The organism is Pseudoalteromonas sp. JC3 (genome assembly GCF_030291895.1).
GTDB lineage: Bacteria > Pseudomonadota > Gammaproteobacteria > Enterobacterales > Alteromonadaceae > Pseudoalteromonas.
The window spans coordinates 656,487-683,366 of the sequence record NZ_CP127856.1 but is presented as its reverse complement, the minus strand read 5'-3'; the positions used below and the strand labels follow the sequence as shown (position 1 = coordinate 683,366).

Here is a 26,880-nt window from a genome sequence, read left to right as displayed (position 1 = left end):
ACTAACGGGCCTCAACCAAAGTTATTAGCTTGCAGCTTGAAGGTTGAACTGTTTATTCACTAAGCTTTGGTAAAGCGAAGAGTGTTGCATCAAATACTGATGATCTCCCTGTGACTCAATCTCACCTTTGTTAATGACGATAATATTATCAGCATCCATAACCGTACTGAGTCGATGCGCGGCGATAATTGTAGTACGACCTTTTTTTGCATTTTTCAGGGCAATTTGAATAGCTGCTTCACTTTGTGAATCAAGGCTTGCCGTTGCTTCATCCAACAGCAGCAATGCAGGGTCTTTTAATAGTGCTCGCGCTAATGCAACTCGTTGCCTTTGTCCGCCAGACAAAGTAATGCCACGCTCACCAATTTGAGTATTCAACCCATCAGGTAGTGTCGCTATAAACTCTGCTAAATCGGCCGTGGTAATGGCATGCTGTAATTGTTCATCATCTATTGCCTCAAAAGCACCGTAGACCAAGTTTTCATATAAGGTGCCGCACAACAGCGGGCTCTCTTGCGCAACGTAGCCAATTTGCGCTCTTAAATTGGCTCGGTCTAACTCTTCAACATTAAGCCCAGCAATTTCAATGTAACCACGTTGTGCCTGATAAAAGCCCTGCAACAAAGCAAAGAGTGTAGACTTACCAACTCCTGATGGCCCAACTATAGCGGTCGTTTTTCCACTTAAGAATTCACAGCTCAAGCTTTTAAATACCGGTTTATCATTAGCATAACTAAAAGATAAATTGCGAAAATAAATTGACTTATCAGTCAGGCTAATCGTATGACCACTTTCATTTGGTGGTGTCGTTGCTAAGATCTCATTAATACGAACGGCCGCTCCTTTTGCTTTATTAAAAGCGGCTACCACCATGCTTAACTGCCCCATCGGCAACACAATGTTCAGTAAAAACATAATAAACGCAACAAAAGCGCCTAGGGTCATCGCACCGTTGGCAACCCTTGATGCGCCAAACCCTAGTACTAACACTATCGAAGCCATGATCACTAAATTCACCAATGCGCCCATGGTAGCTAAGAGCGTATGTTCTGACATTGCGGTTTTATAGAGTGACTTCAATTCATTGTTATTATTTTTAGCTTCTGTTTTCTCTGCACCTTGTGCTCTTATTAAGCGGATATTAGCAAACAGCTCGGTTAACCTTCCTAGCATAGAGGCTTCAGTATCTTGTAATGACTTAGACAGATCCGTCAGTCTTACGGAAAACGGTAAGATAATCAGAAAACTAACCGTAACTGCACTGAGCATCACGAGTGTCATTTGCCAGTCTAAAAACCATAGAATAATAAAAGAACCAAATAATGAAACTACACCAGATATAAAAGATACAGACTGCTCACTCACTAGGTTTTCAATAATTTCAGTGTCTTTTACGATGCGATTCGCCGGCTCCCCAGCCCTTGTGTTATCAAAGAAAGAAACAGGCAAACGAATGAGGTGCTGAAAAAGGTCTCCGCGTAATTTAAGCTTTTGCTCATTGCCAATTTTACCCATGATATAAGTCATCAACCCTGTTAGCACAGCGGAAAATACTAATACCATAATTAATATGACTACCTGTTCATTTGAAAAATGACCATTTTCTCCAAGTTCTTCCAGCAGATTTTTCGTTTGCAAAGGCACCAATAAACCTAAAATACTAGAGATCAGTGTAAACAAAACCAGAGTTGATAGTAATAGGCGACTTGGCCGCGTACGCCTGACTAGTTGAATTAAAGATGATGTATTGTTCATAATTATTATGTCCCCGTTGAATAGACAACATAATGATTGACCAAACTTTAAATTTAGTCAATTTAAAATTGACCTATTGGTCACTTTTAAATTGACTGTATACTGCAATGTGAACAGGAGGAGCTATGTCTGATAAGCGGAAATTAATACTAGCATGCGCGGAGCAGTTACTTTTAGCTGAGGGCGATAGTGCCTTTAGCATGCAAACCATCGCCAATAAGATGGGCATTTCGAAAGGTGCTATCTACTTACACTTTAAGTCAAAAGACGAACTACTATTAGCCGTTTTTGAGAGTCAAACAGCGGTTCTGCTGGATAAAATAAGAGCGATATTAGAAAGTGATAAATTGACTCCAATTGCCAAGTTAAAACAACAAATCCGCTTCCAGCACGAAGATTTACAGCAGTACCAAGCGATGTTTCAGCTCTTATTGCAGGAGGAGTCACTGAGCTTTTCAAATAACTTGATCATGTTCTATCAAGAGTTTCGCTTAACGTGGCTTACGCTACAGGAAGGTTTTTTACTTGAAAACTATGGCGAGCAAGTTCGTCCATGGAAAACCGATCTTGCGATGACCCTTGATGGCATTATTGCTAATTATCTTTCGCTTCCTGTGATTGAAGGTATTGATTTCGACACTGAAAAGCTGGTTAATTGGGTAGTCTCATGTATGGACTCAATTTGTACAGCGCTACCAAATCAAGCACTGTTGCCGGTATTAACTGAGCAGGACTTCCCGTCCCAAAAAGAGATCGAAGCCAAAAAACGACAACTCCACGAACAAAAAATCCAACAAGCTTTTATACAGCTCCAAGAAAAGTCTCAGAAGCTAAAACTCACACCACAAAAGCGTGAGATCGTAGACCACACAATCGCTCTATTGGAAGCTCAACTACAAAGTAAAAACCCCGATACCGTATTAATCAGGGCACTTATCGCAGGACTTAGAGACTACAGGGGGTTAAATACTCAGCGCCAGCTACTCGCAGAAAGACTCAATGTAGAGGCGGTGTAATCCACTGAGTAATGTGGTACTCGTACGGTTAGAGGAAAGCAAAATCTTGCTTTACACTGCTGACTATTTTTCTTTTAAGAATAAGACTCTCTTAATCAATCCATCGACGACTTCATAGGTCGCGATGGCTTTATAATTTGATTTATATTCCTCACCATCACGCATTAGACAAAACTCTATAACCTCAGTATCTACAACAAAGCGCCCTTGGATCTCTCTGTTACTTATTTTGGCGCTCAGGCAAGTGACCCTATTAAAAAGCTGTGTATAGGTTTTCTTCAGTTTTTCTTTCCCGGAATACGCTATTCCACCAGGAAAGTAGTGAATTTCTACATCATCGTGATACGTTGCGACGAATGCATCTATATCTCGCTTGTTATAGGCCGCTACCTGTTGCTCAACAATCGCGGTGATATTCTCCTCATTAGTCAGGTCTTGCTGTGCATAAGCTTGGCCACTATACGTAAGTGCGTTGAGTGAGCCTGCGATGACCACTGATAAATAACGTTTCAACTTGGAATCCTTTTATTATTTTTAACCATATCACCCTTTTTGGGGTACAAAGACATATTACAGTTTATAGACTTGATATAGCAAATCGCTTAGTCTCAACGTGAAATCCGTCATCGTTTATAGCCGATTCTTTCTAAGCCATTCGCTCAGTTCAGTATTACCGTGCGCATCGGTATGCCTGTGGGTCTCATGAATACGGTACTTAGACTCAAACTTCTACGATCTACAAGCTTTACACATTCTCCTAAACCTCTCTAGATTGACCACAAATCCAGCAAGTTAATCATGAACTGCTATATTGTTTTATGAGGATATTATGGGGGGATACGATGCTAACAGCACTAAAAGACAGTATGCCAATTTTGATTGTTACATCTGAGTGGTATGTCAGTCACACAACCGCCGTTGCGGAAAAACTGTTCGCTCCCGTCGATAACGTCATCAATAAACACCTTGAAGACTTATTCATCTTTCCTTTATGCGTAGAAGAACAGCAAAAGACGATTGCTGATGGTTCTTTGATACAAGTGTCGTTGCGCACATCACCAAACGTACAATTTTTGCTGTCGTTTTATGATGTTCGCAGTAACGAAATATTTGTACATATTGCCGAGCTCTCTACTTATTATTGTCAAAATCCATTAGAAGACGAACAAACCCGAATTTTGCGCCACGCCGTCAACAGCGCAAACCTAGGGGTTTGGTGCTACGATCTCCTTAATAAGACAGCGTATTTCTCTCCTAAATTCAAATCACTGATAGGCCTCCCAGCCTCGGCAGAACTAGACTGGGACACCTTAAAAAGCATGATTTACCAAGAAGATCAGCCGCTATTTGCCGAGCTACTCGCTCACCATATTGAGCAAGGACTTATGCTGCATTTTGAGTTCCGACTTGAGGTTAGAGGAACAATTCATTGGTTTGAATTTAAGGGAGAGCAAGTTAAGTATTGTATTCGCACACACAGTGTTTATGGGATTTTAGCTGACTGTACTCACGAAAAAGATATGTTAGTCGCATTACATGATGCAGAAGAAAGTAAAGAACTTGCGATGCAAGCGGGTAAAATAGGTACTTGGCGAGCAATACGAGTAGCGAATCAATGGATCTGGAATTGGGATCATCAGGCCAATGATATTTTTAAACTTTCGGAAGACGATATTGGCAATTTACACCTCTGGGAAGCAAGCCTTCACCCCGACGATAAAGTACGTGTTACGCAAGCGCTAGAAGCCTCATTGAATTCAGGCAAAATCTTTGAACAGCGCTATCGCGGCCTGCTTAACGACCAGGACATTGTTGTAGTGTATGCCAAAGGTGTTGTAGGACTTGATGAACAGGGTCAGCCAGCACGTATTGATGGTGTTGTTATCGATCAAACCGATGTATATATTGCCCAGAAAAAGCTCCAACACATTAATCAAGAGTTAGAACAACGCGTCGCAGAGCGCACCGCCGATCTTGAAGCCGCGATTATTAAAGCCGAGCAGGCCAATCGCACTAAATCAGACTTTTTGTCCATGATGAGCCATGAACTCAGAACCCCAATGAATGGTATTATTGGCTCCTTAGATCTCATGGCGCTATCAGAGCTTGATGAAGACAACCAAGAACTCTTAGAAACTGCGTCTATTTCAGCCAATAATTTAGTCTCAATATTGAACGACATTTTAGACTTAGCCAAAGTTGAACAAGGGAAAATGGAGCTTGAAAGCTACCCATTCTCCCCTTCCAAAATGCTCAATAACATTATCAAAACCTTCGAAGCCCACGCGCGAGACAAATCAGTAAAATTAACGGTGCATGAGGACATAAAGCTACCGCTAGAAGTGATTGGCGATGAAAATAGAGTGCGGCAAATTATCTTTAACGTTGTCAGCAATGCCATCAAATTTAGCGTTGCAGATAGAGAAGGCGGCGCGAAAGTCACCATCAATGTGCACTGGGCGTGCGAGGGCGTAGCCTTATCTCACTTGATATTTAAGATAGAAGACAATGGTATTGGCATTGCACCGGAAGTCCAAAAGAAACTGTTTACCCCCTTTACACAAGCCGAACGCTCTATCACGCGAAAGTACGGCGGCACCGGATTAGGGCTTGCAATATGTGGCAAGCTTATTGACTTAATGGGCGGCAAGGTCGCCTTAAAAAGCAAATCCGCTGAAGGCTCAACTTTTACCATTACCATTCCTATTTGGCGTCCAAGAACACAGCAGCAACCCAATATTATATTTACTACGCTTTATTGGTTAAGTGATGCGCCTTGGCAGAGTTCGTTGGCGCTGACTCAGTTGTACAATGCCTGCACGCATTTTTGCAATGAGATCAAAGTCATCGAGTCACCCAGTGAAATCAAAGAGACTGACGATACTGCACTTGTTCGTGCTGTCACAACGCAAGCCGCCCCCTCTGCAGAGCAAATACGCTCACCTATTCCAGAGTTAGTATTTGTTGATGAAAAGGCGTTTGATAACTTGAACAGTACAGCGTTAACCACACAAAAACCAAAACCAATTGCACCGCAGACTCAATACGCTATCGGTCAATTATTAAGCAAACTGAAAGTGAGTCAGCAAAGTGACGAGACTGATTTAGGTGAATTAAACGATCTCAGTGAACTAGATGCGCTACTTTCACTAGACGATAAAGTATCTAGCCCTACCGATGATGAATCGGATACTAGTGGTAAGCAGCATATACTCCTTGCCGAGGACAATCCCTTTAACCAAAAACTCATCGTCAAACAGCTTTCTAGACTTGGAGTTTCCTGTGATATCGCCAATAACGGCAAAGAGGCCTTGGCGATGTATAAAAGCCAGCAATATCAGCTTTTGTTGACGGATTGCCATATGCCGGAGATCGATGGCTATGAATTAACTAAGTTAATTCGCGCATTTGAGTCCAAAGAAGAGCGCAGCGCCATTCCTATTGTTGCCGTCACAGGCGCTGCTATGAAAGGGGATAAAGAGCTTTGTTTAGATAGTGGCATGAATGACTATGTTAGCAAACCGGTGCGATTACAAGAGCTTAAAAACACCTTAGGTAAATGGTTAGATATGGACTTTACACAATGAGCAAAACCCTCAACCCTCAGGTGCTTATCGATTTAATAGGTGATGATTTTGCTACGGCAAAAAAGTTTTACACCGACTTTCTAGTACAATCGAAATCTAGTTGCGCAAAAATTAAAACTGCTTACCAAACTCGTGCCTTTCAAGCGTTAAAAGACGAAGCCCATTACCTCAAAACCTCCGCAAAAGCAGTGGGTGCAGAGGTACTAGCTGAACATCTACAGGCGTTAGAATATTCAGCACTTGATAACAACACCACTGAGTGCGCCGAAAAAATAAAAGCGATACACCATGAGATCGGCAGCGAGTTTGTTCGAGAATTAAAAGCCTATTTAACCTCTCAGTCGCAAAATTAAAGCGCAATCGGCTGCTCAGCGATAGCCGCTTTGAGCCCTGCGCGCTCGAACTTCACAACATCTTCTTGATGCTGGTAGTGATAGACCCAAATATTTTTAATGATGTCTTCACGATAGCTCATCAACAACTCATCAAGGGAGCAATGGCTGGGATTAGTTGCAAGACCACAGTCATGAAAAATAACTTCGCCGTTACTGACGTGATGATGGAGCAGCTCAGGAATCGCCTTAGTATCACCACTGTAAAACAAGCTACCAGGGAGATGTAACGAAAAAGCGCTATTGGGCTCATGATGACGAACGGCATAACTATGTATACGTTGCCCACGATGAAGAAAGCTTTCTGAAATTGGAAATAAACGAAAGACCTGCCAAACACCACAGTTACCTTCGCTTAGCCCAGTGTAGGCGAGCATATTACACAACCCAACGATTAGCTCTGCTGGGGCATATAACGTGATTTGGTGCTGACTCAATGCTGCCTGAAAGTAAAGCTGCTCCAATCCACTAACATGGTCATAATGAAGGTGGGTGATAAACACAGCATCGGGTAATGACGAAAAATGCTTTTTATAACGCGACACCGTATCAAAGCCACAATCTATCAATAACCAAGGTAGGCCTCTGTGGGTCAATACACAGGTAGAGCACCCAAGAGTTGCGGCGCTGGCGGCACTTCCAACTCCTAAAAAGACTGCTGCGTCTGGTTTACAGTGACTATCAACGAATGATTGCGGATTGACAGCGTGTAGCTTGGTCGTGTCTTTCATTGCACTGTTAGGAAAATAAACAAACAATAGTGCCAGACTACATTGTCGAATTTACAACCACATGACAGTCATATCTGCAAACTTTTGGTTCAGCTCACTATTTGATTTCGCTATTTTGACCACTCAAAAGTTCGCTACCTTTTTAATCTATTGATTTTTTTATATCTTCATTCTGGTATAACTATTGCTGGATGATAACATCATGTCATCACCACTATGGAAAATAACAACAATGAAAAAGCTCTTCACCAGTTTAGCTGTACTTAGCCTTTTATCTGGCTGTGTTGTGCATATCTCTCCAAGCGCAGCAGCAACCAAAACACTCCATAAATCTTTGCAACTCAACGCTGCAGACATCAGCAAACTTGATGCAAATACCACCTCGGGTAATATCCAGATCATTGGATACGACAATCAACAAGAGATCCAAGTGGAAGCCTCCGTGTTAACCACAGAAGCAGAGAACTACCAACTTACATTGGAAAAATCAGGTGATACCGCCATATTGGTGGCCGACTCAGATACAAGTTCTGGTGTACAATGGTATCGCAATAATAGCCCTAGAATTGACTTAACCATCACCATGCCAAGCCAACTTGCGCTAACACTTGATGACAGTTCGGGGGATATAGCCATCAAAAATATCAAAGGTTTTATCAAACTAGATGATGGCTCTGGCAATATCACGTTGGAAGATATTCAAGGTGCTGAAATTGATGACGGCAGTGGCAATATCCATATCACTAACGTCCAGCAACTTGTTATCGACGATGGTTCAGGCGACATAACTATAAAGGGATTAGTCGATACATTAGAGTTGGAGGATGGCTCGGGTAATATTGATGTGACTGGCGGCACAGATATCAAAATAGAAGATGAGTCTGGCGATCTAACCCTTCGCGGTTTTAGCGGTAACGCAGATATCATCGATGGCTCTGGCTCACTGGTTGTTGAAGGCGGACGCAATATTAAAATCGATGATGAATCCGGTAATATTCGAGTTCGTCACGCCCAAGGCGATGTCACTATCGTTGATGGTTCGGGCAATACGGATATCGAAGCAGTGAAGGGCCACGTTCAAATAGAAGACGGCGCTGGAAATATTCGTGTGGTAAATGCCGGTTCCTTGACCATTACCGAATCAGGTTCAGGCTCAGTGAAAATAGATAGGATAGCTGGAGCCGTAAAGCTAGATGACTAGCTGAATCACTTTAGTGTGGAGCAATATACGATTGTTCCACACTAAAGTTCAACATTAACTCGAGACTATGTGTAAAGTCAGATCGTCCTCTTGACAGGTTTCTACGCCCATCCATGGGCTACGACATACTTTTCTTTGATGCCCAAAGAACAAGTAAGCAAAAGAAAGGGCACTCCCAACATCACACTGACTCCTCAAGTAAATTGCCAATATGAACGTCACCGCGGTGTAAGGGCCATCCTTGGCCCTGTCACCGCTTTTCACGCATCCATGCGTTGAAATGACTCATTGGCAATTTACTTTCGGGTGTGATGAGGGAGACACAAGGCGCTGATAAGTTCTTTTGGTGCTTGCAAGCAACTATGTTTCTGATGGCTTTGTGGACAGCTAACAGACAACTTATTTCCCCCTCCATCACACCCGAAAAGCATAAGTCGATATGCAATGTGCCGACAGGATGTCGGCCAAGCCTTGTCTGGCATAGGAAAGTGCCTTACAAGGCGGTTGTACTATGTCGGCTTAGGATTTGAGGATTAAGTGTGATGTTGGGGCGACGTTTTCTTGGTTCGTTCTTTTTCGTCGTTTAAAAAGAATGAACGAGGAGCGCATGGATGCGCTTTGATACGAGCCATGGAAGGGCAAGGCTAATATGTCCTCCCGACGTATTTCGACGCCCATCCATTGGCTACGACTTACTTTTCTTTGATGCCCAAAGAATCGTTGCGCAAAAGAAAGGGCACTCCCAACATCACACTGACTCCTCAAGTAAATTGCCAATATGAACGTCACCGCGGTGTAAGGGCTATCCTTGGCCCTGTCACCGCTTTTCACGCATCCATGCGTTGAAATGACTCATTGGCAATTTACTTTCGGGTGTGATGAGGGAGACACAAGGCGCTGATAAATTATTGTGGTGCTTGCAAGCAACTATGTTTCTGATGGCTTTGTGGACAGCTAACAGACAACTTATTCCCCCTCCATCACACCCGAAAAGCGTAAGCTGATATGCAATGTGCCGACAGGATGTCGGCCAAGCCTTGTCTGGCACAGGGACGTGCCTTACAAGGCGGTTGCACTATATCGGCTTAGGATTTGAGGATTAAGTGTGATGTTGGGGCGACGTTTTCTTGGTTCGTTCTTTTTCGTCGTTTAAAAAGAATGAACGAGGAGCGCATGGATGCGCTTTGATATGAGCCATGGAAGGGCAAGCTGACACCGTTTTATTTGGCTTGAGATTTAAAAACCACCCGTTATGCCAAAAGATAAGCATTCTAATGCTGAATAAAAAAATGAGTTAAAAATGCTTGCCTTTTATGTAACAATAGCGCGCAAATAAGAACCAATCGCAGCACACTAGGAAGTCGTACTGCGTATTGGTGGAACGGCTTTAACCAACAACAGTGGACATAAAAAATGCAAACAAGGATTGTGGTGTATGGTACTAACCATCCTGTACATGTCGTCGATTTTGAACTCACGACCTGTATCAATAGCGGCTTTTTACTCAAAGCGAACCTAGAATCCCAATTTGACCTGGCTGGTGAGTTACTCGTCGGCAATATGCTCACGTTTGAAATTGAGTCACCAGATGCAATATCAACATATTTCACTGGGACTTTGTTTGATATCCAATCTGGTTTTGTGTCTGAGCACACCTGTGGTGCAGAGGTGGTCTTAAAGCCTCGCCTTGAGTTACTTAAGCAAACAGAAAAAAGCCAAATCTTTGTACAAGCCAATATCCAGGCTGTCCTCAATAAGTTGATACAAAAAGCGGGCTATTCACAAGACCGGATAAAATGGCGAGTCACTAAAGATTTACCCACGCTACCGCAGTGTGTACAAGCGCTAGAAAACGACTACACCTTTTTCACCCGACTCTTAGCAAAGTACGGCTTAATCTATTGGTTTGAATGCCATGATTTTATTGAGTCGATAGTGATTGCCGAGGGGAATCTTGCAAGCCCCTATATTGAACGAGGCTTGTTGTCGGTGACAGATAAAGATGGGCTGGTTCACGAGCATAAAACCGGCTTTGTTGGGTTTACGCAGTGCCAAAGTCGCCATCGCTTTAGAATGGGTGGCTCCCAAGTGCATGTAAATGCCCATCCGCCTACCTCAGTCAGCTCGGCGCAGCGTAGCTATTTTGAGCCTGCTGCACAAAATCCTGCTGAGCAATTTGAGCGCACCGGTAATCTCGAGCTTGCCTATCAACAAGGTAAAAATGAAGTCACGCTGGTAGGAAACGTAGCCGAAGCCAATGCTGGTTATTCGTTTTCGTTAAATGGTAAATTGGGCACAGCGAAAGGTGGCGATTATACCTGTATTCGCAGTAAACAGGTGTATAAGCAAGGCAGTGCCAATGACCCTAAGCAAGTTGCGTATCATAGCGAGTCGGTTTGTGTACCACGGGGTGAGCCAATACGTATCGCGCCCCCAGAGCATAGCCCCAAGCCGATGGTATTTACCGCCACAGTGCGCTCGCTGTCGGGGTCAAAGGCCAATCCTCACTTAGATACCCAAGGGCAATATGCCACGCAAGTACATTTTGATAGTCAGGTGACTGAATCGGTAAAGCGCCTCACACAATATGCCTGTCGTGGTCAAAAGCAACCGACAGGGTTACACTTTCCACTGCTGCCAGACAGTAATGTGCTCATCGGTTGTATGAACAACGACCCTGACCAAAGTTACCTGTTAGGGTTTGCGCTTAATGACACCCAACCATCTGTTGTTACCAGCGCCAATAACGCCCAAAACGTGCTCTGCTCTCGCGGCCAAAACCTGTTGATGTTTGATGACACCCCAAAAACCCCGCATATTGTGTTGCAAACCTTAGCAGGCAACCAGCACTTGGTGTTACATGGGGATAAAAAGCAGCCTTATATCCACTGGCTTGCGCAACTTGGCGCGATGAATATTTTTGCAGCCAAAGACATACAACTTGGCAGTGTTAAAAGCGCAATTCGACTACTCACCAATAAAACCTTTATTGCCAGCGCCAAACAACAACTGGCACTGGAGAGTAAAAAGTCAGTCATTGCCGATGCAGCAACCAACCTAGACGTCACCGCCAATCAAATTGACGTCAGCGCCAAACAAGATTTGACCCTTAAGGCGGGTCGCAGTCATCGCAGTGTTATCCAAAGTGATATCAACCTCAAGGCAGACAACAACCTTACCATCACCGCTCCCGCGGGAAGTCAAATCATTCAAAGCCAAGGCAATATCACGATTAAAGGCAGTGGCTCTGGCAACCTCACCCTTGCCAATGGTGGCAGTGAAATCAGCATTGACTCAAGTGGTAACGTCAACATCTTTGCAGACAAGCTACTGACCTTAAAAGGCAAAGCCATGACCGTGTTTGACGGTAGCATGGAGCAAGATATTGGTGGTAAACAAAGCGCCACGATGCCGAGTGTACCGCAAATAGCGCAGATAGCAGCAAATCAACGCTTGTCGTTAACCGCTGATGGCGCGGCATCACTTGCTGATAAAACCATTGACCTTTCGTATTTTTATAGCGATGGCACACCAGTAGAAGACATTGATTACGAAGTCGTGATGGATAACGGCAAAATATACACCGGCCAGCTTAGTGGCGGTACCGCAGAAGTCATTGATGTGCCTGCGGGTAATTATACCGTGAGTTACATCGGCGAAGACGAAGAGAAGATTATTTCGTTACGCCAAGAGCTTCGCACGGCCCTTGACCAAATGGTTGCAGAAATCCGCAAGCAAGCTGACATTCAAGAGCGTCTGATTGATGACGAAAACCTTGGGATGCAAGGGCTTATCTATAGCGGTGCATTCTTATACGGGCTTTATCAGCAAGGAGAAAGCATTGTAACGGGAGTCGCAGATTTAGTAGAAGGCACAGCTGGAGCAATTTATGATGTTGGCGCAGCAACTTTCCGTATTTTGGGCCATCTTGCAACTGGCGATGTGGAAGCTATGCGGGCAGAGTTACAGCAAATTATGTCAACTGCCTCAGAGTCCATTAATGGCATTGTTGAAGCGTTTGAGACATTAGTTATTATTGCAGAAGATGAAGAAGCGCGTACTTTACTTGCAAATTTCCCAGCACGTTACTTTAATGCTCATTCCAGTGTTGAACGCACCAGAATGGCAGGTCGCTTGTCGTTTGAAATACTGCTTGCCCTTGCCACCTTTGGTAGTGGTGCAGTGGTTTCTGCTATTGCTAAATCCAATTACTTTGTTAAAGCAACCCGCGCATTGGAAAAGCTCACTCAAGCCACCAAGTTAAAACGCTTAAGTTACACTCGCTCGGGTACAACTGAAAAAGTACAACTAGATCGGATTAGAAAACTAGACACTACATTTTCGTCCTCACCAACTAAAAAACTAAGCCATTTTAACCTAACTATACGTCGAGAGTTTGAACAAAATCTTATATTTAAGATATCCAACGACATTAAGGTTCACCCACTTAGAATAGAGTATGAATCAAAAGTTGAAGCGCTTGCAAAGTATAAAACTGAATATGAGATGATGATGAGAAGTTATAATGAAAATATCATTGATCATATTGCTAAACTGGAAGATGCAGAAAAAGCTCTAGCATTCAAAGCTCACTTAGCTAGAAGGGAGCTAGGCGCTGAATATAAAAATATTACACCAAAAGCTTTGCGAGAATACATCTATGAGGTAAATATGGGACGGTATGGCGATCCCTTAGGACCTAGTGTTGACTTGCTAATAGAAAGAGGTAAAACATACAAAGAAATAATTTGGAGCTCTTCAAAACCGAACCCAGATGTAAATAAGTTACTATCAGGGTTTAAGAAGTGGTTAGAGAGTAAACCCGATAGCTATATAAAAACACTTATGGATGAATAAAATGAACAATATCTATATTAGAAATAGGGATGAATTTAGAAGAATTTTGAAATTCGACCTCAAAAAAGGACCTCTAGATGAAATGTATTTGCATGAAGCTTTTAACGTAGATATCGAAAAAAAAGCTAGTTACGTAAACTTATCTGGAGATTTTTGGGGGGTATTTGCCTCAGAAGAAGGTCCGATATTATTTAACAATAATTCATTATATAAACTATCAGATAAAAATCTAAAACTTCAACACGAATCTAGCTTGGATAGCTATTCTTTTAGAGTTTACTACGAAGGCTTGTTAGTTTGTGAAAAGAAGTATAATAGATGGCAAGACTTAGATGTTGACCCGTGGTCAGACGAAAGCTTCGTAGATATTTTTATATGGATATCTGAAAGATATAATAACAAGGACTTCATAACATTATGGACTATTTAAATGTGATTACTAAAATAGTGAAATTTACGCGTGGATAGCTAGCGCATATTTTTTAGGAGTCGATAAATGCTTTCAGTAAATTAAGACATGCATGGTCTTAACCTGAAAACAATCTTTCCTCAGTGTAAGTTATTGATTTTTTAATAGATATAAGGCAGCGGTAAAGCAAAAATCGAGAATACACCGCCTGGTCAATACACCGTGCAATATGGTGAGGATAAACGCGATTACCTGCCAGAAGATAATCGCCCTAAAAACCCTCTGTATGGAAAAATCACCCCAGCGCGAGCGGCTGAAATGGTACGCAGCGGCAATACCGCACCACTGATAGAAGCCAATGGCATTGCAACCCAAGCAGGTGATTGGTTATGGGGCACACTCCAAGGCGACTTTAATCAAAACCCCTCTACGTCACAAATCGTGGTAGGTACCTTGATTTCCATGATACCGATTATCGACCAAGTCATGGATTTACGAGATATCATCGCCAATGTCATGTTACTGACTGACGATGATGAAGCCAACGACACCGACGCTTGGCTTGCCTTTACCCTAACGGGTATTGGTTTAGTGCCAGTTGTGGGCTCAGCGGTCAAAGGCGTGGGTAAGGTTATCTTAAAAAATACTGGAGAGTCACTCTCCGCTGCGCTTGCTGTACTGCGGCTTTTTACCCAAAGAAAAGTCGGTAAAGGCGACCCAGTTAAATACCTAAGAGACATCAACTGGCAAGACCTAGGAAAACAATCCGCCACGGAAGTTAAAAACATCGTCAAAGGCCTGCGCGATTCACTTGATGACATGTCTACCAGTTGGCACTACGACCTACTACTCCCAGACGCTGCCATCGAAGGCATGCAAGCCACGGTAAAGCGCCTAGGCGAGGTCACCCCAAAAATCGACCAGCATATGCAACAAGCCGCCCAAGAAATCGGACAGCGAGTTAATAAAGCACTGGATGAATATCAAGGCCAACCACCAATTCGAGGCGTCACCGATAAGCCCACCAAAGCCAAAGCCGATGAGTTGGAACCGCCAAAAGGGAATGAGTTACCGGGAGGGAAAGGGTTGCACCCTCTCAAAGCAGGCATGAAAGCATACAAGGTCCCCTGTTTTAAACCAAGTGATAACTTAAGGAAAAAACATAAGGGCGACTTACGTGCTTTAGAGCATAATTACGCAAGGCAGCTTAAGAATCAAGAAAAAGGCTTAAATGATTTAACCATTGGTGAATACAGAGAAAACCGCGATCGATACAAAAATATGAAGCGCAAAGGGACTGGAACTGTTCAAGAAGGTTTTAGAAAAGACTTCGAAAAAGATTTAAAGAGATCTCTTAAAGACTCATACAGTAGAAAATTATCATATGCTGAAGCCGAAAAATTAGCCTTGCAAAGAGCAACAGAAATTATGGGCAATTTACATGCATTACATGACCCTGATATGGGCGCTGGCGGTTATGATAATGTTACTCGTCTGGGTGATAAAAGAGTTAATGAATCTATAGGTCCGCAGTGGGCCAAAGCACCTATAGGAAGTAAAAAAGGGGATAAAACACGCGTGGAATTAATGGATGAGCAAGTTGAAAAAGCATTTAAAGAATATGGCCCAGATGCTAAGTTGAACATTCGACTTGAGCGTTGCCCGTTGAAAAAAAAGTAAAGTAGAGAACCTATGATAGAGACGAATGATGACGCATTAGAATATTTTCTAAGCAAATTTAGCCAACCAACAACAATCATACCTGCGACTACCGCTGATATAGAAGCGTATCGAGGGAAACTGCCTGACAAGCTACTTGAATACTGGCAAATACTCGGTTTCAGTGGCTTTGCCGATGGTTTATTTTGGCTGACAAATCCAGCGGATTATCAAGACATTCTTGACCGATTTTTAGAAGACACCCCGTTTGAGCAAGATGATATCTATTATGTTATAGCGCGTAACGCTTGGGGGGAACTTCAGATTTACGGCGAAACAACAGGTGAGTCCCTTGAAATAAGCCCGCACCTAAATTGGATGCGAACAAAAAAAGGGAATGAGCAAGATATTAAAGCAGGTAACACTGAGCGGACAATAAAAAATTTTATAGCGTTTCAAGAAATTGAAGATCTTGATATTGAAAATAACCAAAGGAAGCCACTCTTTCCTGCGGCATTAAAAAAACAGGGCCCACTCAATGCCGATGAAGTGTACGGCTTTGCACCATTTTTATTTATGGGTGGCGAGAAAAAAGTCAAGAATATTGAAAAGTGCGATATTTTTGCCCATTTGAATTTAATTGCCGACATGGGTGATATGGAAATCATTGATATGGCTTCTATGGTACGTGGCGCTATTAAGCAGCATGAATAACGCTGTATGCAAATGTGATTAGTAACGGCGCACATCACTTAATGAATCATCAAGATGACCGTATCCCCGGTTAAGCATGATGATTCATTAGACACGTTTTTTAATATTAACTTACCAGTTAGCCAGGGCGGGATTCCACTTTGCTCATAGATTAACCAAAGAGTAACTCCGTCCTAAAATCACCGCTCCAAGTTGCTCCTCTTCTCAGGGCAAACACTAGTTAACTTATCAGTATAGGTTTAGTGCCAGTTGTGGGCAAGGTTATCTTAAAAAATACCGGAGAATCCCTCTCCGCTGCGCTTGCTGTACTGCGGCTTTTTACCCAAAGAAAAGTCGGCAAAGGCGACCCAGTTAAATACCTAAGAGACATCAACTGGCAAGACCTAGGAAAACAATCCGCCACGGAAGTTAAAAACATCGTCAAAGGCCTGCGCGATTCACTTGATGACATGTCTAGCAGTTGGCACTACGACCTACTACTTCCAGACGCCGCCATCGAAGGCATGCAAGCCACGGTAAAGCGCCTAGACGAGGTCACCCCCAAAATCGACCAGCATATGCAACAAGCCGCCCAAGAAATCGGACAGCGAGTTAATAAAGCACTGGATGAATATCAAGGGGAGTTACCACAGGTTGGCGTTACCAATGTGCCGAAGAAATCTAAAGCACCGGAGCTTTCAGCTCCAGAAGGAAACGATCTCAAAGGTGCCCCAGTTAACAAAGTTAATCCGCCATCACGCAAAACGCCTAGTGACTTTACGCAGTATAAATCACTAAACCACAGAAAAGGCGCTACTGGTGAGTACAATGCACACCAATTAATGTTGGAGAATGGCTATACACCACTAGGTAAAACCGACGGTAATTTTAAGCCCGGCGAAACCGGTATAGATGGGATTTATTTGCACCCAAATCCACCACCTGATTATGCTTTCACTGAAGCGAAATACAATAAAAGTAAATTGGGAAAAACCAAAACAGGCAAGCAACTGAGTGATCAGTGGCTAACGGAAAAACGGCTCAGGAAAGCTGGGTTGAACGAGGAACAGATAGCAGACATACTAGAAGCCATTGAAGATAATGATGGCAGAGTCATAAAATTGCTTATCCGTAATAAATTGGATGGCAATCTAATAGTAAATATACTGGATAAAAACGCCCACAATATTGGTAAAGCAACCGGATTTTAGGACATATAAATGCAAAGAGATAATTTGAGAGATATTGATTACTACAATGATAGAGTTAACTTTAGAGTAAAGGTTATCGAAAAAAAAATACAGAAAGTCCAACCTGATAGTCAGTTTGAAGCTGAAGTCAAAATGAAAGGTTCATTTAGGCTAGTTAGTGACTCATTGTATCTTCTTCATCAGAAATACTCTCGCGGCGATGATCTCTCAGAATTTAAGCCACTTTTATTAAATATGTTGACCTACCGCCAATGGCAAAAGGATTATGCTGACGCCTTGCCAGATAAAGAGCAAGTAGAGCGAATTGGCTGGGAAGAACTAAGAGAAGATTACCTCGAAGATCATCTTAAATGGTTGAGTTTCGCTTTCTGTTTAAATATGGATAAAGAATACTACCTAAAGGTGCTGAGTCTTATTGGTAATCAAGGTCAAGACGCGCTATTTGATAAAATTGCTATAACCCTAGGTGACACTAATCGTGAAATAGCAGCGGATACTCTGTTCAAAAAACGTTTCGGTAAACTTTACAAAGTAGTTGAAGGAAGTCCAGAGCAACGTCCAGCACTTGCAAAAGCCTATCTAGAGGCTTGGTATGTATTGGAGGGTAGCCCAGATTATCATTTAATGGATACAGATGCATACATTGGCTATTGGTGCTGGGAAATTGCACTTGTTGTTAAATTATTCAATATTGATGATAGCAGCTTTATTGACCACCCATACTACCCCAAAGACCTCGTACATTGGCAAGATAATCAGTAGGAGATAAAGGTGCGTGATACACGGAGAAGTAACGATTATTTCGAAGAGTTCTTAGTCGACATTGAAGTTGGCATTAAAGAAACACAAGAAGCCCTCGACGCAGGTAATTTTACCACACCTAGCGAGCGAGTCGATGTTGCCCAGCGTATATATCAGCTCGCGATTATGCGAGCGATAGCGCACTACTCATATGGTGCTCACCTTGGGGATGTTAAGCGCTATACCGAAGCGATTTTGCCGTATCGCAAACAACTGACACACTACTGTGATAAGTTACCTGCAAATCATCAAATATACCGCCATGCTTTTGAAAAGTTGGGCGGGCAAATCGATGCTGTCGGCTCCCCTAATATCAATCGTTATATCTACACTTTGTGGTGGCTGGCACTTTTACAAGCCTGTGATGTCGCTCCAGCTCATATTCAAGAAGTGCTCGATGTTATTGATGAACGCGGCAAAGACACCTTACTTGATAATGTAGCCATTGCACTTGGTGATAACGATAGACCTATTTCGCCCACACTCTACTACCCTGAAATTTATCAAAACCTTTCACTCGCTTTTACAGTACCCAATGAACAAAAGCCTGATTTACTCAACCAATTTGCACAAAATTGGTACATCAAGTTAGAGGGTTTGGCGGACTGGCATGATAATCACAACTGTGAATGCGAATTCGAGTACACGGATTATTACATTGGCTATTGGTGCTTTGAATTAGCTTTAGTCGCTAATGTTCTAGAGATACCAAGAGAATCCTTAGAAGATAGTGTTTATGTTCCGGTTGATTTAATCAGATAAACTTCTGCGCATGATTTTTAAGAAAGGATAGGCTGAACCACTTGGGTGTTGCAGGGCTAGGCAGCTAACCTTCACCGACAGTAGTCGCCCCTCGATTTCCATGATACCGATTATCGACCAAGTCATGGATTTACGAGATATCATTGCCAATGTCATGTTACTGACTGACGATGATGAAGCCAACGACACTGACGCTTGGCTTGCCTTTACCTTGACCGGCATTGGTTTAGTGCCAGTAGTGGGCTCAGCAGTCAAAGGCGTGGGCAAGGTTATCTTAAAAAATACTGGAGAATCCCTCTCCGCTGCGCTTGCCGTACTGCGGCTTTTTACCCAAAGAAAAGTCGGTAAAGGCGACCCAGTTAAATACCTAAGAGACATCAACTGGCAAGACCTAGGAAAACAATCCGCCACGGAAGTTAAAAACATCGTCAAAGGCCTACGCGATTCACTTGATGACATGTCCACCAGTTGGCACTACGACCTACTGCTTCCAGACGCCGCTATCGAAGGCATGCAAGCCATAGGTAAAACGTTTCAGTTTATGGAGAGTTTCCGGTATAGGTGAGGCAGCAAGGGTTGCGTTGAGAGCAATGGGCCTTACCACCCAAATGAATGTAGAATTAGAACGGTGTAAGTAAGGAGGTTAAAATAATGACTAAACAATTTGAAATAGATGAAGATTTCGAGTGGTTTCTTGAAAAATTTGAAGAGCCTACTGAAAAACATCAAGCCCCAGCAGAAATAATAAAAAAGTTTGAAGGTAAACTACCTACTAGATTATTAGAATATTGGAGTGAATACGGATTTTCTGGTTTCGGGGAAGGACTTTTTTGGTTAACTAATCCCGATGATTTTGAAGATACCTTAGATGCATGGCTTGGAGATATAGGTATCATCGAGCAAGACACATATTATGTAATTGCTCGCAGTGCTTTTGGAGAGCTATTCTTATGGGGAGAGAAATTTGGACATAAATATCTAATCGACCCATCTCACGGTTGGATTATAGAGAAAGAAGGTAATGCCGAAGACATAGCAGTTGGAGAAGAAAACGATGCCATACAGTTTTTCTTTGGTGCAAAAAGGCCAACATCGCTGGATGTAGATGATACGAGTGGAGGCTTACTTTTTGAGAAATGTAAACTTCGATTATCTCAATTAAAATATAACGAAATGTATGCTTTTGAACCCGCTTTTTTTCTTGGTGGGCAGCCTACCATTGACAATGTCAGTAAAGTAAATATTTTCGCCCATCTAAGTGTATTAGCATCATTTGGTCAGAAAGAAATACTAGACCAACAAGGGCTTATAGCTAAGGCTTATTCATAATAAATGCTCCTGTTATTAAAGTAGCAAATAAAAACCACTTAACTCCTTACCACTAAAAACACTTACTTATTAATTGAAAATGCGATGATGATTAACTTTGAACTCATCGCCAATCAAATTGACGTAAGCGCCACACAAAATATCACCCTTAAGGCGGGTCGCAGCCATCGCAGTGTTATCCAAAGTGATATAAACCTCAAGGCAGACAACAATCTCACCATCACCGCTCCCGCGGGAAGTCAACTCATTCAAAGCCAAGGCAATATCACAGTAAAAGGCAGTGGCTCTGGCAACCTCACCCTTGCCAATGGCGGCAGTGAAATCAGTATTGACTCAAGTGGTAACGTCAACATCTTTGCAGACAAGCTACTGACCTTAAAAGGCAAAGCCATGACCGTGTTTGACGGCAGCATGGAGCAAGATATTGGTGGCAAACAAAGCGCCACGATGCCGAGTGTACCGCAAATAGCGCAGATAGCAGCAAATCAACGCTTGTCGTTAACCGCTGATGGCGCGGCATCACTTGCTGATAAAACCATTGACCTTTCGTATTTTTATAGCGATGGCACACCAGTAGAAGACATTGATTACGAAGTCGTGATGGATAACGGCCACATATACACAGGCCAGCTTAGTGGCGGTACCGCAGAAGTCATTGATGTGCCTGCGGGTAATTATACCGTGAGTTACATCGGCGAAGACGAAGAGAAGATTATTTCGTTACGCCAAGAGCTTCGCACGGCCCTTGACCAAATGGTTGCAGAAATCCGCAAGCAAGCTGACATTCAAGAGCGCCTGATTGATGACGAAAACCTTGGGATGCAAGGGCTTATTTATAGCGGTGCATTCTTATACGGGCTTTATCAACAAGGAGAAAGCATTGTAACGGGAGTCGCAGATTTAGTCGAAGGCACAGCAGGAGCAATTTATGATGTTGGCGCAGCAACTTTCCGTATTTTGGGCCACCTTGCAACTGGCGATGTGGAAGCTATGCGGGCAGAGTTACAGCAAATTATGTCAACTGCCTCAGAGTCTATTAATGGCATCGTTGAAGCGTTTGAAACATTAGTTATTATTGCAGAAGATGAAGAAGCGCGTACTTTACTTGCAAATTTCCCAGCACGTTACTTTAACGCCCATTCCAGTGTTGAACGCACCAGAATGGCAGGTCGCTTGTCGTTTGAAATACTGCTTGCCCTTGCCACCTTTGGTAGTGGTGCAGTGGTTTCTGCTATTGCTAAATCCAATTACTTTGTTAAAGCAACCCGCGCATTGGAAAAGCTCACTCAAGCCACCAAGTTAAAACGCTTAAATTACACTCGCTCGGGTACAACTGAAAAGGTACAACTAGACCGGATTAGAAAACTAGACACCAGTATCCGTGATGTAAAAAAAATCAATCATGGTCCATCAATAAGAATAACAGCTGAAAAGCATAGGACATCTTCAAGGTTAAATACTCGCCAGTGGAAACATAAAACGATGTTCGATGGGCGGCTTGTACACCAGCGTAATGATTTATTCGATATCAACAAGAAAGACCTTAATGGTTTGACGAACCTTGAACGAATGATGAAAGGACGACCTCCTATTGGTTTCGACGGTGAGCCGGTAAACCTCCACCATTTGATTCAAAAGGAGCCTGGTACAATTGCAGAGGTTGGTGGTAAACTGCATTCAGAGCGGACAAAAATACTACATATTCCTCAATACGAAAAAAGAAATGGCGCTTGGCTTAAGAGGAAGAATTATAGCTTTAGGGCTCATAACGGCAGGAAATCAACATGGCCAAGCACTCAGTTTGGTAATATCAAGAAAACTGAGGCAGAGAAGATATTTATAAAGTGGAGCTCGGAGTACTGGAAATATAGAGCCAAAGGATTTTAATTATGAAAAACTTTACACATGATGAGTTAAAGCAAAGATTAGAGTCACTAAACGAATTTGAATATCAAGGTAGTCATAGTGACTTAGAAATAAAAGAAGCTGAGTCAGTGCTCAACCTTCGTCTCCCAGAAAGTTTTAAAGACTACTTGAAAGCTTGGGGAAATATAGCGATAGGCCCGATTGAAATCTTAGGTTTAACTAAAACACCTAATTTTATAAATGCAGAATATCCGAATTTTGTTTGGTTTACTCTTAAAAAGAGGAGTAATGACCAACTCCCAAAAGAGCTTGTAGTTTTCCATAGCGTGAACAATGAGTTTCTTTACTGTATCAACTGCTCGAAACCTCTCAGTAATGGAGAGTGTGTAATTACAGTTTGGAACAATTTAGATAAAATTGTAGAGCAAGAGTATCACGTTGGGTTTAATAACTTTATTTTGGGCATATTAGAAGACGAATAGTACTTTATTGTGCGTTTAGCATATCTATTCTGACACTGGCTTTAGTTAGCCTTAAAGTACTAATTAAGTGTAAAATAGCGCACTTATTTTGAGAGCTACTTCATATGCAAATGACGTAAGCTCTCAAATTTTTTTACAGCCCACGGCATCTACATTTCCTTGAGCGTTATATAAGCTCCTTCTTTTAAAAATTAGATACCTTTGGTTTACCACCTCCAGCAAGCACTAGTGAATTTATATAGAAAATTGAGAATGCACCGCCAGGTCAATATACCGTGCAATATGGTGAGGATAAACGCGATTACCTGCCAGAAGATAATCGCCCTAAAAACCCACTGTATGGAAAAATTACCCCAGCGCAAGCCGCTGAAATGGTACGCAGCGGCAATACCGCACCACTGATAGAAGCCAATGGCATTGCAACCCAAGCAGGTGATTGGTTATGGGGCACACTGCAAGGCGACTTTAATCAAAACCCCTCTACGTCACAAATCGTGGTAGGCACCTTGATTTCCATGATACCGATTATCGACCAAGTCATGGATTTACGAGATATCACCGCCAATGTCATGTTACTGACCGACGATGATGAAGCCAACGACACCGACGCTTGGCTTGCCTTTACCCTAACGGGTATTGGTTTAGTGCCAGTTGTGGGCTCAGCAGTCAAAGGCGTGGGTAAGGTTATCTTAAAAAATACTGGAGAGTCACTCTCCGCTGCGCTTGCTGTACTGCGGCTTTTTACCCAAAGAAAAGTCGGTAAAGGCGACCCAGTTAAATACCTAAGAGACATCAACTGGCAAGACCTAGGAAAGCAATCCGCCACGGAAGTAAAAAACATCGTCAAAGGCCTGCGCGATTCACTCGATGAAATGTCTAGCAGTTGGCACTACGACCTACTGATTCCAGACGCCGCCATCGAAGGCATGCAAGCCACGGTTAAACGCCTAGACGAGGTCACCCCAAAAATCGACCAACATATGCAACAAGCCGCCCAAGAAATCGGACAGCGAGTTAATAAAGCACTGGATGAGTATCAAGGTCAATCACCTATTCGAGGCGTTACCGACAAGCCCACCAAAGCCAAAGCCGATGAGTTGGAACCACCAAAAGGGAATGAGTTACCGGGGGCGGCAATAAAACGTATGCCGCAACATAAAGTAGCTTGCTTTAAGAAGAACGATAAAGGCACTGCGCAGGAGTATGATCGACAGTTAGAAGGCCAAATGGAAGGGTTGAATAACATGTCAGTAAAACAGTATCTTGAGAATCGAGATGCTTTCAAAAAAATAGGTCGAAAAGGAACTGGGAAAGCACAAAAGGAAGCAAGGAAAAAATTTAAGGAAAAGCTAATTGCTCAGTATGAAGAAGCTCTTTTAAATAGTGGAGAGTCTTTTGGGGATGAAGCCATCAAGCAAGCCAAGCAGCTCGCGAATAAAGATATGAAAACCCTTCATGCTTTACATAATCCTGATATGGTAGCAGGAGGAGTTGATGAAGTCGTTGAATTAGGTGATGCCGGTGTAAACCAGTCTATTGGCGCACAATGGAATAATAACGGCATTGACGACAGCGGTATGAAGACCACGTTGAGTCGAGTTGAAATAATGGACGTTGAGGCAAAAAAGGCCCTCTCAACACTCGGCCCCGATGCAAAGTTAAATATGAACCTACATAGGTGCAAATAATGAACAAATTTTTTGACAATTTTTATAATTATAAGGGCTTTGGACCAGCAATTAAACCAATAATGCCAACTGAAGAAATATTACGTGAATACAAAAACCAGCTACCTGAAAGGTTGCTGGAATATTGGCAAGAGTATGGCTTTTGTGGTTGGGGGAACGGCATTTTCTGGACGGTAAACCCATCCGAATATAGTGATGTACTGAAAGCATGGTTAGAAAATATAAATTTTGATAAGAAAGAAAAGATTGAAAACTATAATGTTATAGGCTTAAGCGCATTTGGAGAGATTATTGTTTGGGGAAAAGAATCAGGAAATAGTATAGATATCAACTCAGCTTACGGAATGATTTTTCCGTCAGATAACACTGATAAATTAATTGAGCGTGGAGAAGAAAGAATGATTGACCTTTTTTACGCTGTGCTAAGTAAAGAAAGCTTGGATTTAGACGATATCAATGATTTGCCTCTTTTTGAACGAGCTGTCGAAAAATTAGGCCCTCTTGAAAATGGAGAAATCTATGGCTTTGTGCCTGCTCTTGCCCTTGGTGGCGAACCTAAGCTTGAAAATCTCCAAAAGGTAAAAGCCACTGAACATCTAGCTTTCTTAGCAGATCTTGGAGAGAAGCGTGTTATGGCGGATATCGTCGCATTAGCCAAAAAATTGCCACATAATCAATAACATCTTTTTAAGTCCTTTAAATACACAGGTGTCGCCAGGCAAGAAGCAACTCTCCTTGCCTTAAAGCTCACTTCTATTTTCATACATGCTTTAAAAATTTAAGAATGGATGATTCTATCAATAGTTATTTGGTGATCGCGATGCATGAAAATATGCAAGATCGAAATGCCAATATCATTGGTCAAGAAATAAAACTTTAAAGGAGTTGTTATGGTCCGAGATACCTTTCGGGATAAATCCTATTTTGACGAAGCTGTAGAGTTCTATGAAGAAACTATATTAGAGGATGTCGCCGAACTCGACTCCAGTGATCTCACGATAGAAATCAAGATGAGAACATGCTTTGACCTGATAAATAATATAATCAGTTTGATGCATGTAAAATACTCTCGTGGTGACAGCGTAATAGAGTTCAAACCCCTTTTGAACGATGCGATAACTTATCGCCGAGCTCAAAAGAAGTTTGCCGATGAACTACCTCTAGAAGCACAAGCTGAGCGCATTGACTTAGAAGAGTTGCACCAAAGCGATTTACGGAACTATTTAAAGTTATTTAGCTTCGCCTACTGCTTAAATATGGGAAAAGATTACTACTTACAATTATTAGAGCTTATTGGAAATCAAGGACAAGATGCACTTTTCGATAAAATTGCGATAGCGCTAGGTGACACTAATCGCGAAATAGCAGCGGATACTCTGTTCAAAAAACGTTTCGGTAAACTTTACAAAGTAGTTGAACGAAGTCCAGAGCAACGTCCAGCACTTGCAAAGTCCTATATGGAGGCATGGTACGTCTTGGAGGAAAGTCCTGATATACATTTACTGGATAATGATGCTTACGATGGCTACTGGTGCTGGGAAATTGCGCTTGTTGTTAAATTATTCAATATTGATGATAGCAGCTTTATTGACCACCCATACTACCCTAAAGACCTCGTACATTGGCGAGAGAATCAGTAGGAGATAAAGGTGCGCGATACACGGAGAAGTAACGATTATTTCGAAGAGTTCTTAGTCGACATTGAAGTTGGCATTAAAGAAACACAAGAAGCCCTCGACGCAGGTAATTTTACCACACCTAGCGAACGAGTTAATGTTGCCCAGCGTATATATCAGCTCGCGATTATGCGAGCGGTAGCGCACTACTCATATGGTGCTCACCTTGGGGATATTAAGCGCTATACCGAAGCGATTTTGCCGTATCGCAAACAACTGACACACTACTGTGATAAGTTACCTGTAAATCATCAAATATACCGCCATGCTTTTGAAAAGTTGGGCGGGCAAATCGATGCTGTCGGCTCCCCTAATATCAATCGTTATATCTACACTTTGTGGTGGCTGGCACTTTTACAAGCCTGTGATGTCGCTCCAGCTCATATCCAAGAAGTGCTCGATGTTATTGGCGAACGCGGCAAAGACACCTTACTTGATAATGTAGCCATTGCACTTGGTGATAACGATAGACCTATTTCGCCCACACTCTATTACCCTGAAATTTATCAAAATCTTTCACTCGCTTTTAGAGTACCCAGTGAACACCAGCCTGATTTACTCAACCAATTTGCACAAAATTGGTACATCAAGTTAGAGGGTTTGGCGGACTGGCATGATAATCACAACTGTGAATGCGAATTCGAGTACACGGATTATTACATTGGCTATTGGTGCTTTGAATTAGCTTTAGTCGCTAATGTTCTAGAGATACCAAGAGAATCCTTAGAAGATAGTGTTTATGTTCCGGTTGATTTAATCAGATAA

Annotated in this window: 22 protein-coding genes; 19 read left to right on the top strand and 3 right to left on the bottom strand. The window is 42.4% G+C overall.

What is annotated here, in order from left to right; genetic code table 11:
* Nucleotides 1–24: 24 nt before the first annotated feature.
* A complete protein-coding gene (locus tag QSH61_RS21690; protein ID WP_206471705.1) occupies nucleotides 25–1,755 on the bottom strand; it encodes an ABC transporter ATP-binding protein in 1,731 nt (576 codons plus the stop codon).
* A 125-nt stretch (nucleotides 1,756–1,880) separates the two neighbouring features.
* Between QSH61_RS21690 and QSH61_RS21685 the strand changes: the two genes are divergently transcribed.
* Complete coding sequence (locus tag QSH61_RS21685; RefSeq protein WP_206471704.1) at nucleotides 1,881–2,771, top strand: TetR/AcrR family transcriptional regulator; 891 nt, start codon at nucleotides 1,881–1,883, stop codon at nucleotides 2,769–2,771.
* A 63-nt stretch (nucleotides 2,772–2,834) separates the two neighbouring features.
* Here QSH61_RS21685 and QSH61_RS21680 read toward each other — a convergent pair whose 3' ends face one another.
* Complete coding sequence (locus QSH61_RS21680; RefSeq protein ID WP_206471703.1) at nucleotides 2,835–3,284, bottom strand: nuclear transport factor 2 family protein; 450 nt, start codon at nucleotides 3,282–3,284, stop codon at nucleotides 2,835–2,837.
* A 329-nt stretch (nucleotides 3,285–3,613) separates the two neighbouring features.
* On the opposite strand from QSH61_RS21680, the gene QSH61_RS21675 reads away from it, so the two are divergent.
* A complete protein-coding gene (locus QSH61_RS21675) occupies nucleotides 3,614–6,358 on the top strand; it encodes an ATP-binding protein (RefSeq protein WP_206471702.1) in 2,745 nt (914 codons plus the stop codon).
* Complete coding sequence (locus QSH61_RS21670) at nucleotides 6,355–6,711, top strand: Hpt domain-containing protein (protein ID WP_010603970.1); 357 nt, start codon at nucleotides 6,355–6,357, stop codon at nucleotides 6,709–6,711. Before QSH61_RS21675 ends, QSH61_RS21670 begins: the two co-directional genes overlap by 4 nt.
* On the opposite strand, the gene QSH61_RS21665 is transcribed toward QSH61_RS21670, so the two are convergent.
* Nucleotides 6,708–7,481 (bottom strand): MBL fold metallo-hydrolase, encoded by a 774-nt coding sequence (locus tag QSH61_RS21665; protein WP_206471701.1) that lies wholly within the window; start codon nucleotides 7,479–7,481, stop codon nucleotides 6,708–6,710. The genes QSH61_RS21670 and QSH61_RS21665 overlap by 4 nt on opposite strands.
* Before the next feature lie 232 nt (nucleotides 7,482–7,713).
* On the opposite strand from QSH61_RS21665, the gene QSH61_RS21660 reads away from it, so the two are divergent.
* The 16 genes from QSH61_RS21660 to QSH61_RS21585 all read left to right on the top strand — a co-directional run bounded on the left by QSH61_RS21660 (nucleotide 7,714) and on the right by QSH61_RS21585 (nucleotide 26,880).
* The gene (locus QSH61_RS21660) at nucleotides 7,714–8,682 is read left to right on the top strand and encodes a DUF4097 family beta strand repeat-containing protein (protein ID WP_206471700.1); all 969 of its coding nucleotides are present in this window, start codon (nucleotides 7,714–7,716) and stop codon (nucleotides 8,680–8,682) included.
* Between the two features lie 1,413 nt (nucleotides 8,683–10,095).
* Nucleotides 10,096–13,539: a contractile injection system protein, VgrG/Pvc8 family gene (locus tag QSH61_RS21655; RefSeq protein WP_227387389.1), complete on the top strand. Its 3,444-nt coding sequence runs from the start codon at nucleotides 10,096–10,098 to the stop codon at nucleotides 13,537–13,539.
* 1 nt (nucleotide 13,540) lies between these two features.
* A complete protein-coding gene (locus tag QSH61_RS21650) occupies nucleotides 13,541–13,969 on the top strand; it encodes a hypothetical protein (protein ID WP_174170866.1) in 429 nt (142 codons plus the stop codon).
* Nucleotides 13,970–14,170: 201 nt separating this feature from the next.
* The gene (locus QSH61_RS21645) at nucleotides 14,171–15,628 is read left to right on the top strand and encodes a polymorphic toxin type 15 domain-containing protein (protein ID WP_286123890.1); all 1,458 of its coding nucleotides are present in this window, start codon (nucleotides 14,171–14,173) and stop codon (nucleotides 15,626–15,628) included.
* A gap of 12 nt (nucleotides 15,629–15,640) precedes the next feature.
* The gene (locus tag QSH61_RS21640; protein ID WP_010379464.1) at nucleotides 15,641–16,321 is read left to right on the top strand and encodes a GAD-like domain-containing protein; all 681 of its coding nucleotides are present in this window, start codon (nucleotides 15,641–15,643) and stop codon (nucleotides 16,319–16,321) included.
* A gap of 449 nt (nucleotides 16,322–16,770) precedes the next feature.
* Nucleotides 16,771–17,511, top strand: a complete 741-nt coding sequence (locus QSH61_RS21635) for a hypothetical protein (protein WP_254605998.1) — start codon at nucleotides 16,771–16,773, stop codon at nucleotides 17,509–17,511.
* A gap of 9 nt (nucleotides 17,512–17,520) precedes the next feature.
* A complete protein-coding gene (locus tag QSH61_RS21630; RefSeq protein ID WP_174170865.1) occupies nucleotides 17,521–18,273 on the top strand; it encodes a PoNe immunity protein domain-containing protein in 753 nt (250 codons plus the stop codon).
* A 9-nt stretch (nucleotides 18,274–18,282) separates the two neighbouring features.
* Entirely contained in the window at nucleotides 18,283–19,074 is a 792-nt protein-coding gene (locus QSH61_RS21625; protein WP_286123883.1) for a PoNe immunity protein domain-containing protein, read from the top strand.
* 100 nt (nucleotides 19,075–19,174) lie between these two features.
* Nucleotides 19,175–19,639 (top strand): hypothetical protein, encoded by a 465-nt coding sequence (locus QSH61_RS21620; RefSeq protein WP_227387385.1) that lies wholly within the window; start codon nucleotides 19,175–19,177, stop codon nucleotides 19,637–19,639.
* Nucleotides 19,640–19,725: 86 nt separating this feature from the next.
* Nucleotides 19,726–20,403 carry a GAD-like domain-containing protein gene (locus QSH61_RS21615; protein WP_174170863.1) on the top strand — a complete coding sequence of 226 codons (678 nt, stop codon included), beginning with the start codon at nucleotides 19,726–19,728 and terminating at the stop codon, nucleotides 20,401–20,403.
* Nucleotides 20,404–20,487: 84 nt separating this feature from the next.
* Nucleotides 20,488–22,290 carry an HNH/ENDO VII family nuclease gene (locus QSH61_RS21610; protein WP_174170862.1) on the top strand — a complete coding sequence of 601 codons (1,803 nt, stop codon included), beginning with the start codon at nucleotides 20,488–20,490 and terminating at the stop codon, nucleotides 22,288–22,290.
* 2 nt (nucleotides 22,291–22,292) lie between these two features.
* Entirely contained in the window at nucleotides 22,293–22,751 is a 459-nt protein-coding gene (locus tag QSH61_RS21605; protein ID WP_039491845.1) for an SMI1/KNR4 family protein, read from the top strand.
* 275 nt (nucleotides 22,752–23,026) lie between these two features.
* The gene (locus QSH61_RS21600; protein ID WP_286123879.1) at nucleotides 23,027–24,439 is read left to right on the top strand and encodes a polymorphic toxin type 15 domain-containing protein; all 1,413 of its coding nucleotides are present in this window, start codon (nucleotides 23,027–23,029) and stop codon (nucleotides 24,437–24,439) included.
* A complete protein-coding gene (locus QSH61_RS21595) occupies nucleotides 24,439–25,119 on the top strand; it encodes a GAD-like domain-containing protein (protein WP_045963058.1) in 681 nt (226 codons plus the stop codon). Before QSH61_RS21600 ends, QSH61_RS21595 begins: the two co-directional genes overlap by 1 nt.
* A gap of 210 nt (nucleotides 25,120–25,329) precedes the next feature.
* Nucleotides 25,330–26,079, top strand: a complete 750-nt coding sequence (locus QSH61_RS21590; protein WP_206470938.1) for a PoNe immunity protein domain-containing protein — start codon at nucleotides 25,330–25,332, stop codon at nucleotides 26,077–26,079.
* A gap of 9 nt (nucleotides 26,080–26,088) precedes the next feature.
* Entirely contained in the window at nucleotides 26,089–26,880 is a 792-nt protein-coding gene (locus QSH61_RS21585) for a PoNe immunity protein domain-containing protein (RefSeq protein WP_286123876.1), read from the top strand.

Bases quoted from the DNA above. Each gene is read 5' to 3' on its own strand.
- QSH61_RS21690 (WP_206471705.1), bottom strand. From the start codon at position 1,755: ATGAACAATACATCATCTTTAATTCAACTAGTCAGGCGTACGCGGCCA.
- QSH61_RS21685 (WP_206471704.1), top strand. From the start codon at position 1,881: ATGTCTGATAAGCGGAAATTAATACTAGCATGCGCGGAGCAGTTACTT.
- QSH61_RS21675 (WP_206471702.1), top strand. From the start codon at position 3,614: ATGCTAACAGCACTAAAAGACAGTATGCCAATTTTGATTGTTACATCT.
- QSH61_RS21670 (WP_010603970.1), top strand. From the start codon at position 6,355: ATGAGCAAAACCCTCAACCCTCAGGTGCTTATCGATTTAATAGGTGAT.
- QSH61_RS21665 (WP_206471701.1), bottom strand. From the start codon at position 7,481: ATGAAAGACACGACCAAGCTACACGCTGTCAATCCGCAATCATTCGTT.
- QSH61_RS21660 (WP_206471700.1), top strand. From the start codon at position 7,714: ATGAAAAAGCTCTTCACCAGTTTAGCTGTACTTAGCCTTTTATCTGGC.
- QSH61_RS21655 (WP_227387389.1), top strand. From the start codon at position 10,096: ATGCAAACAAGGATTGTGGTGTATGGTACTAACCATCCTGTACATGTC.
- QSH61_RS21650 (WP_174170866.1), top strand. From the start codon at position 13,541: ATGAACAATATCTATATTAGAAATAGGGATGAATTTAGAAGAATTTTG.
- QSH61_RS21640 (WP_010379464.1), top strand. From the start codon at position 15,641: ATGATAGAGACGAATGATGACGCATTAGAATATTTTCTAAGCAAATTT.
- QSH61_RS21635 (WP_254605998.1), top strand. From the start codon at position 16,771: ATGTCTAGCAGTTGGCACTACGACCTACTACTTCCAGACGCCGCCATC.
- QSH61_RS21630 (WP_174170865.1), top strand. From the start codon at position 17,521: ATGCAAAGAGATAATTTGAGAGATATTGATTACTACAATGATAGAGTT.
- QSH61_RS21620 (WP_227387385.1), top strand. From the start codon at position 19,175: ATGATACCGATTATCGACCAAGTCATGGATTTACGAGATATCATTGCC.
- QSH61_RS21615 (WP_174170863.1), top strand. From the start codon at position 19,726: ATGACTAAACAATTTGAAATAGATGAAGATTTCGAGTGGTTTCTTGAA.
- QSH61_RS21610 (WP_174170862.1), top strand. From the start codon at position 20,488: ATGATGATTAACTTTGAACTCATCGCCAATCAAATTGACGTAAGCGCC.
- QSH61_RS21605 (WP_039491845.1), top strand. From the start codon at position 22,293: ATGAAAAACTTTACACATGATGAGTTAAAGCAAAGATTAGAGTCACTA.
- QSH61_RS21595 (WP_045963058.1), top strand. From the start codon at position 24,439: ATGAACAAATTTTTTGACAATTTTTATAATTATAAGGGCTTTGGACCA.
- QSH61_RS21590 (WP_206470938.1), top strand. From the start codon at position 25,330: ATGGTCCGAGATACCTTTCGGGATAAATCCTATTTTGACGAAGCTGTA.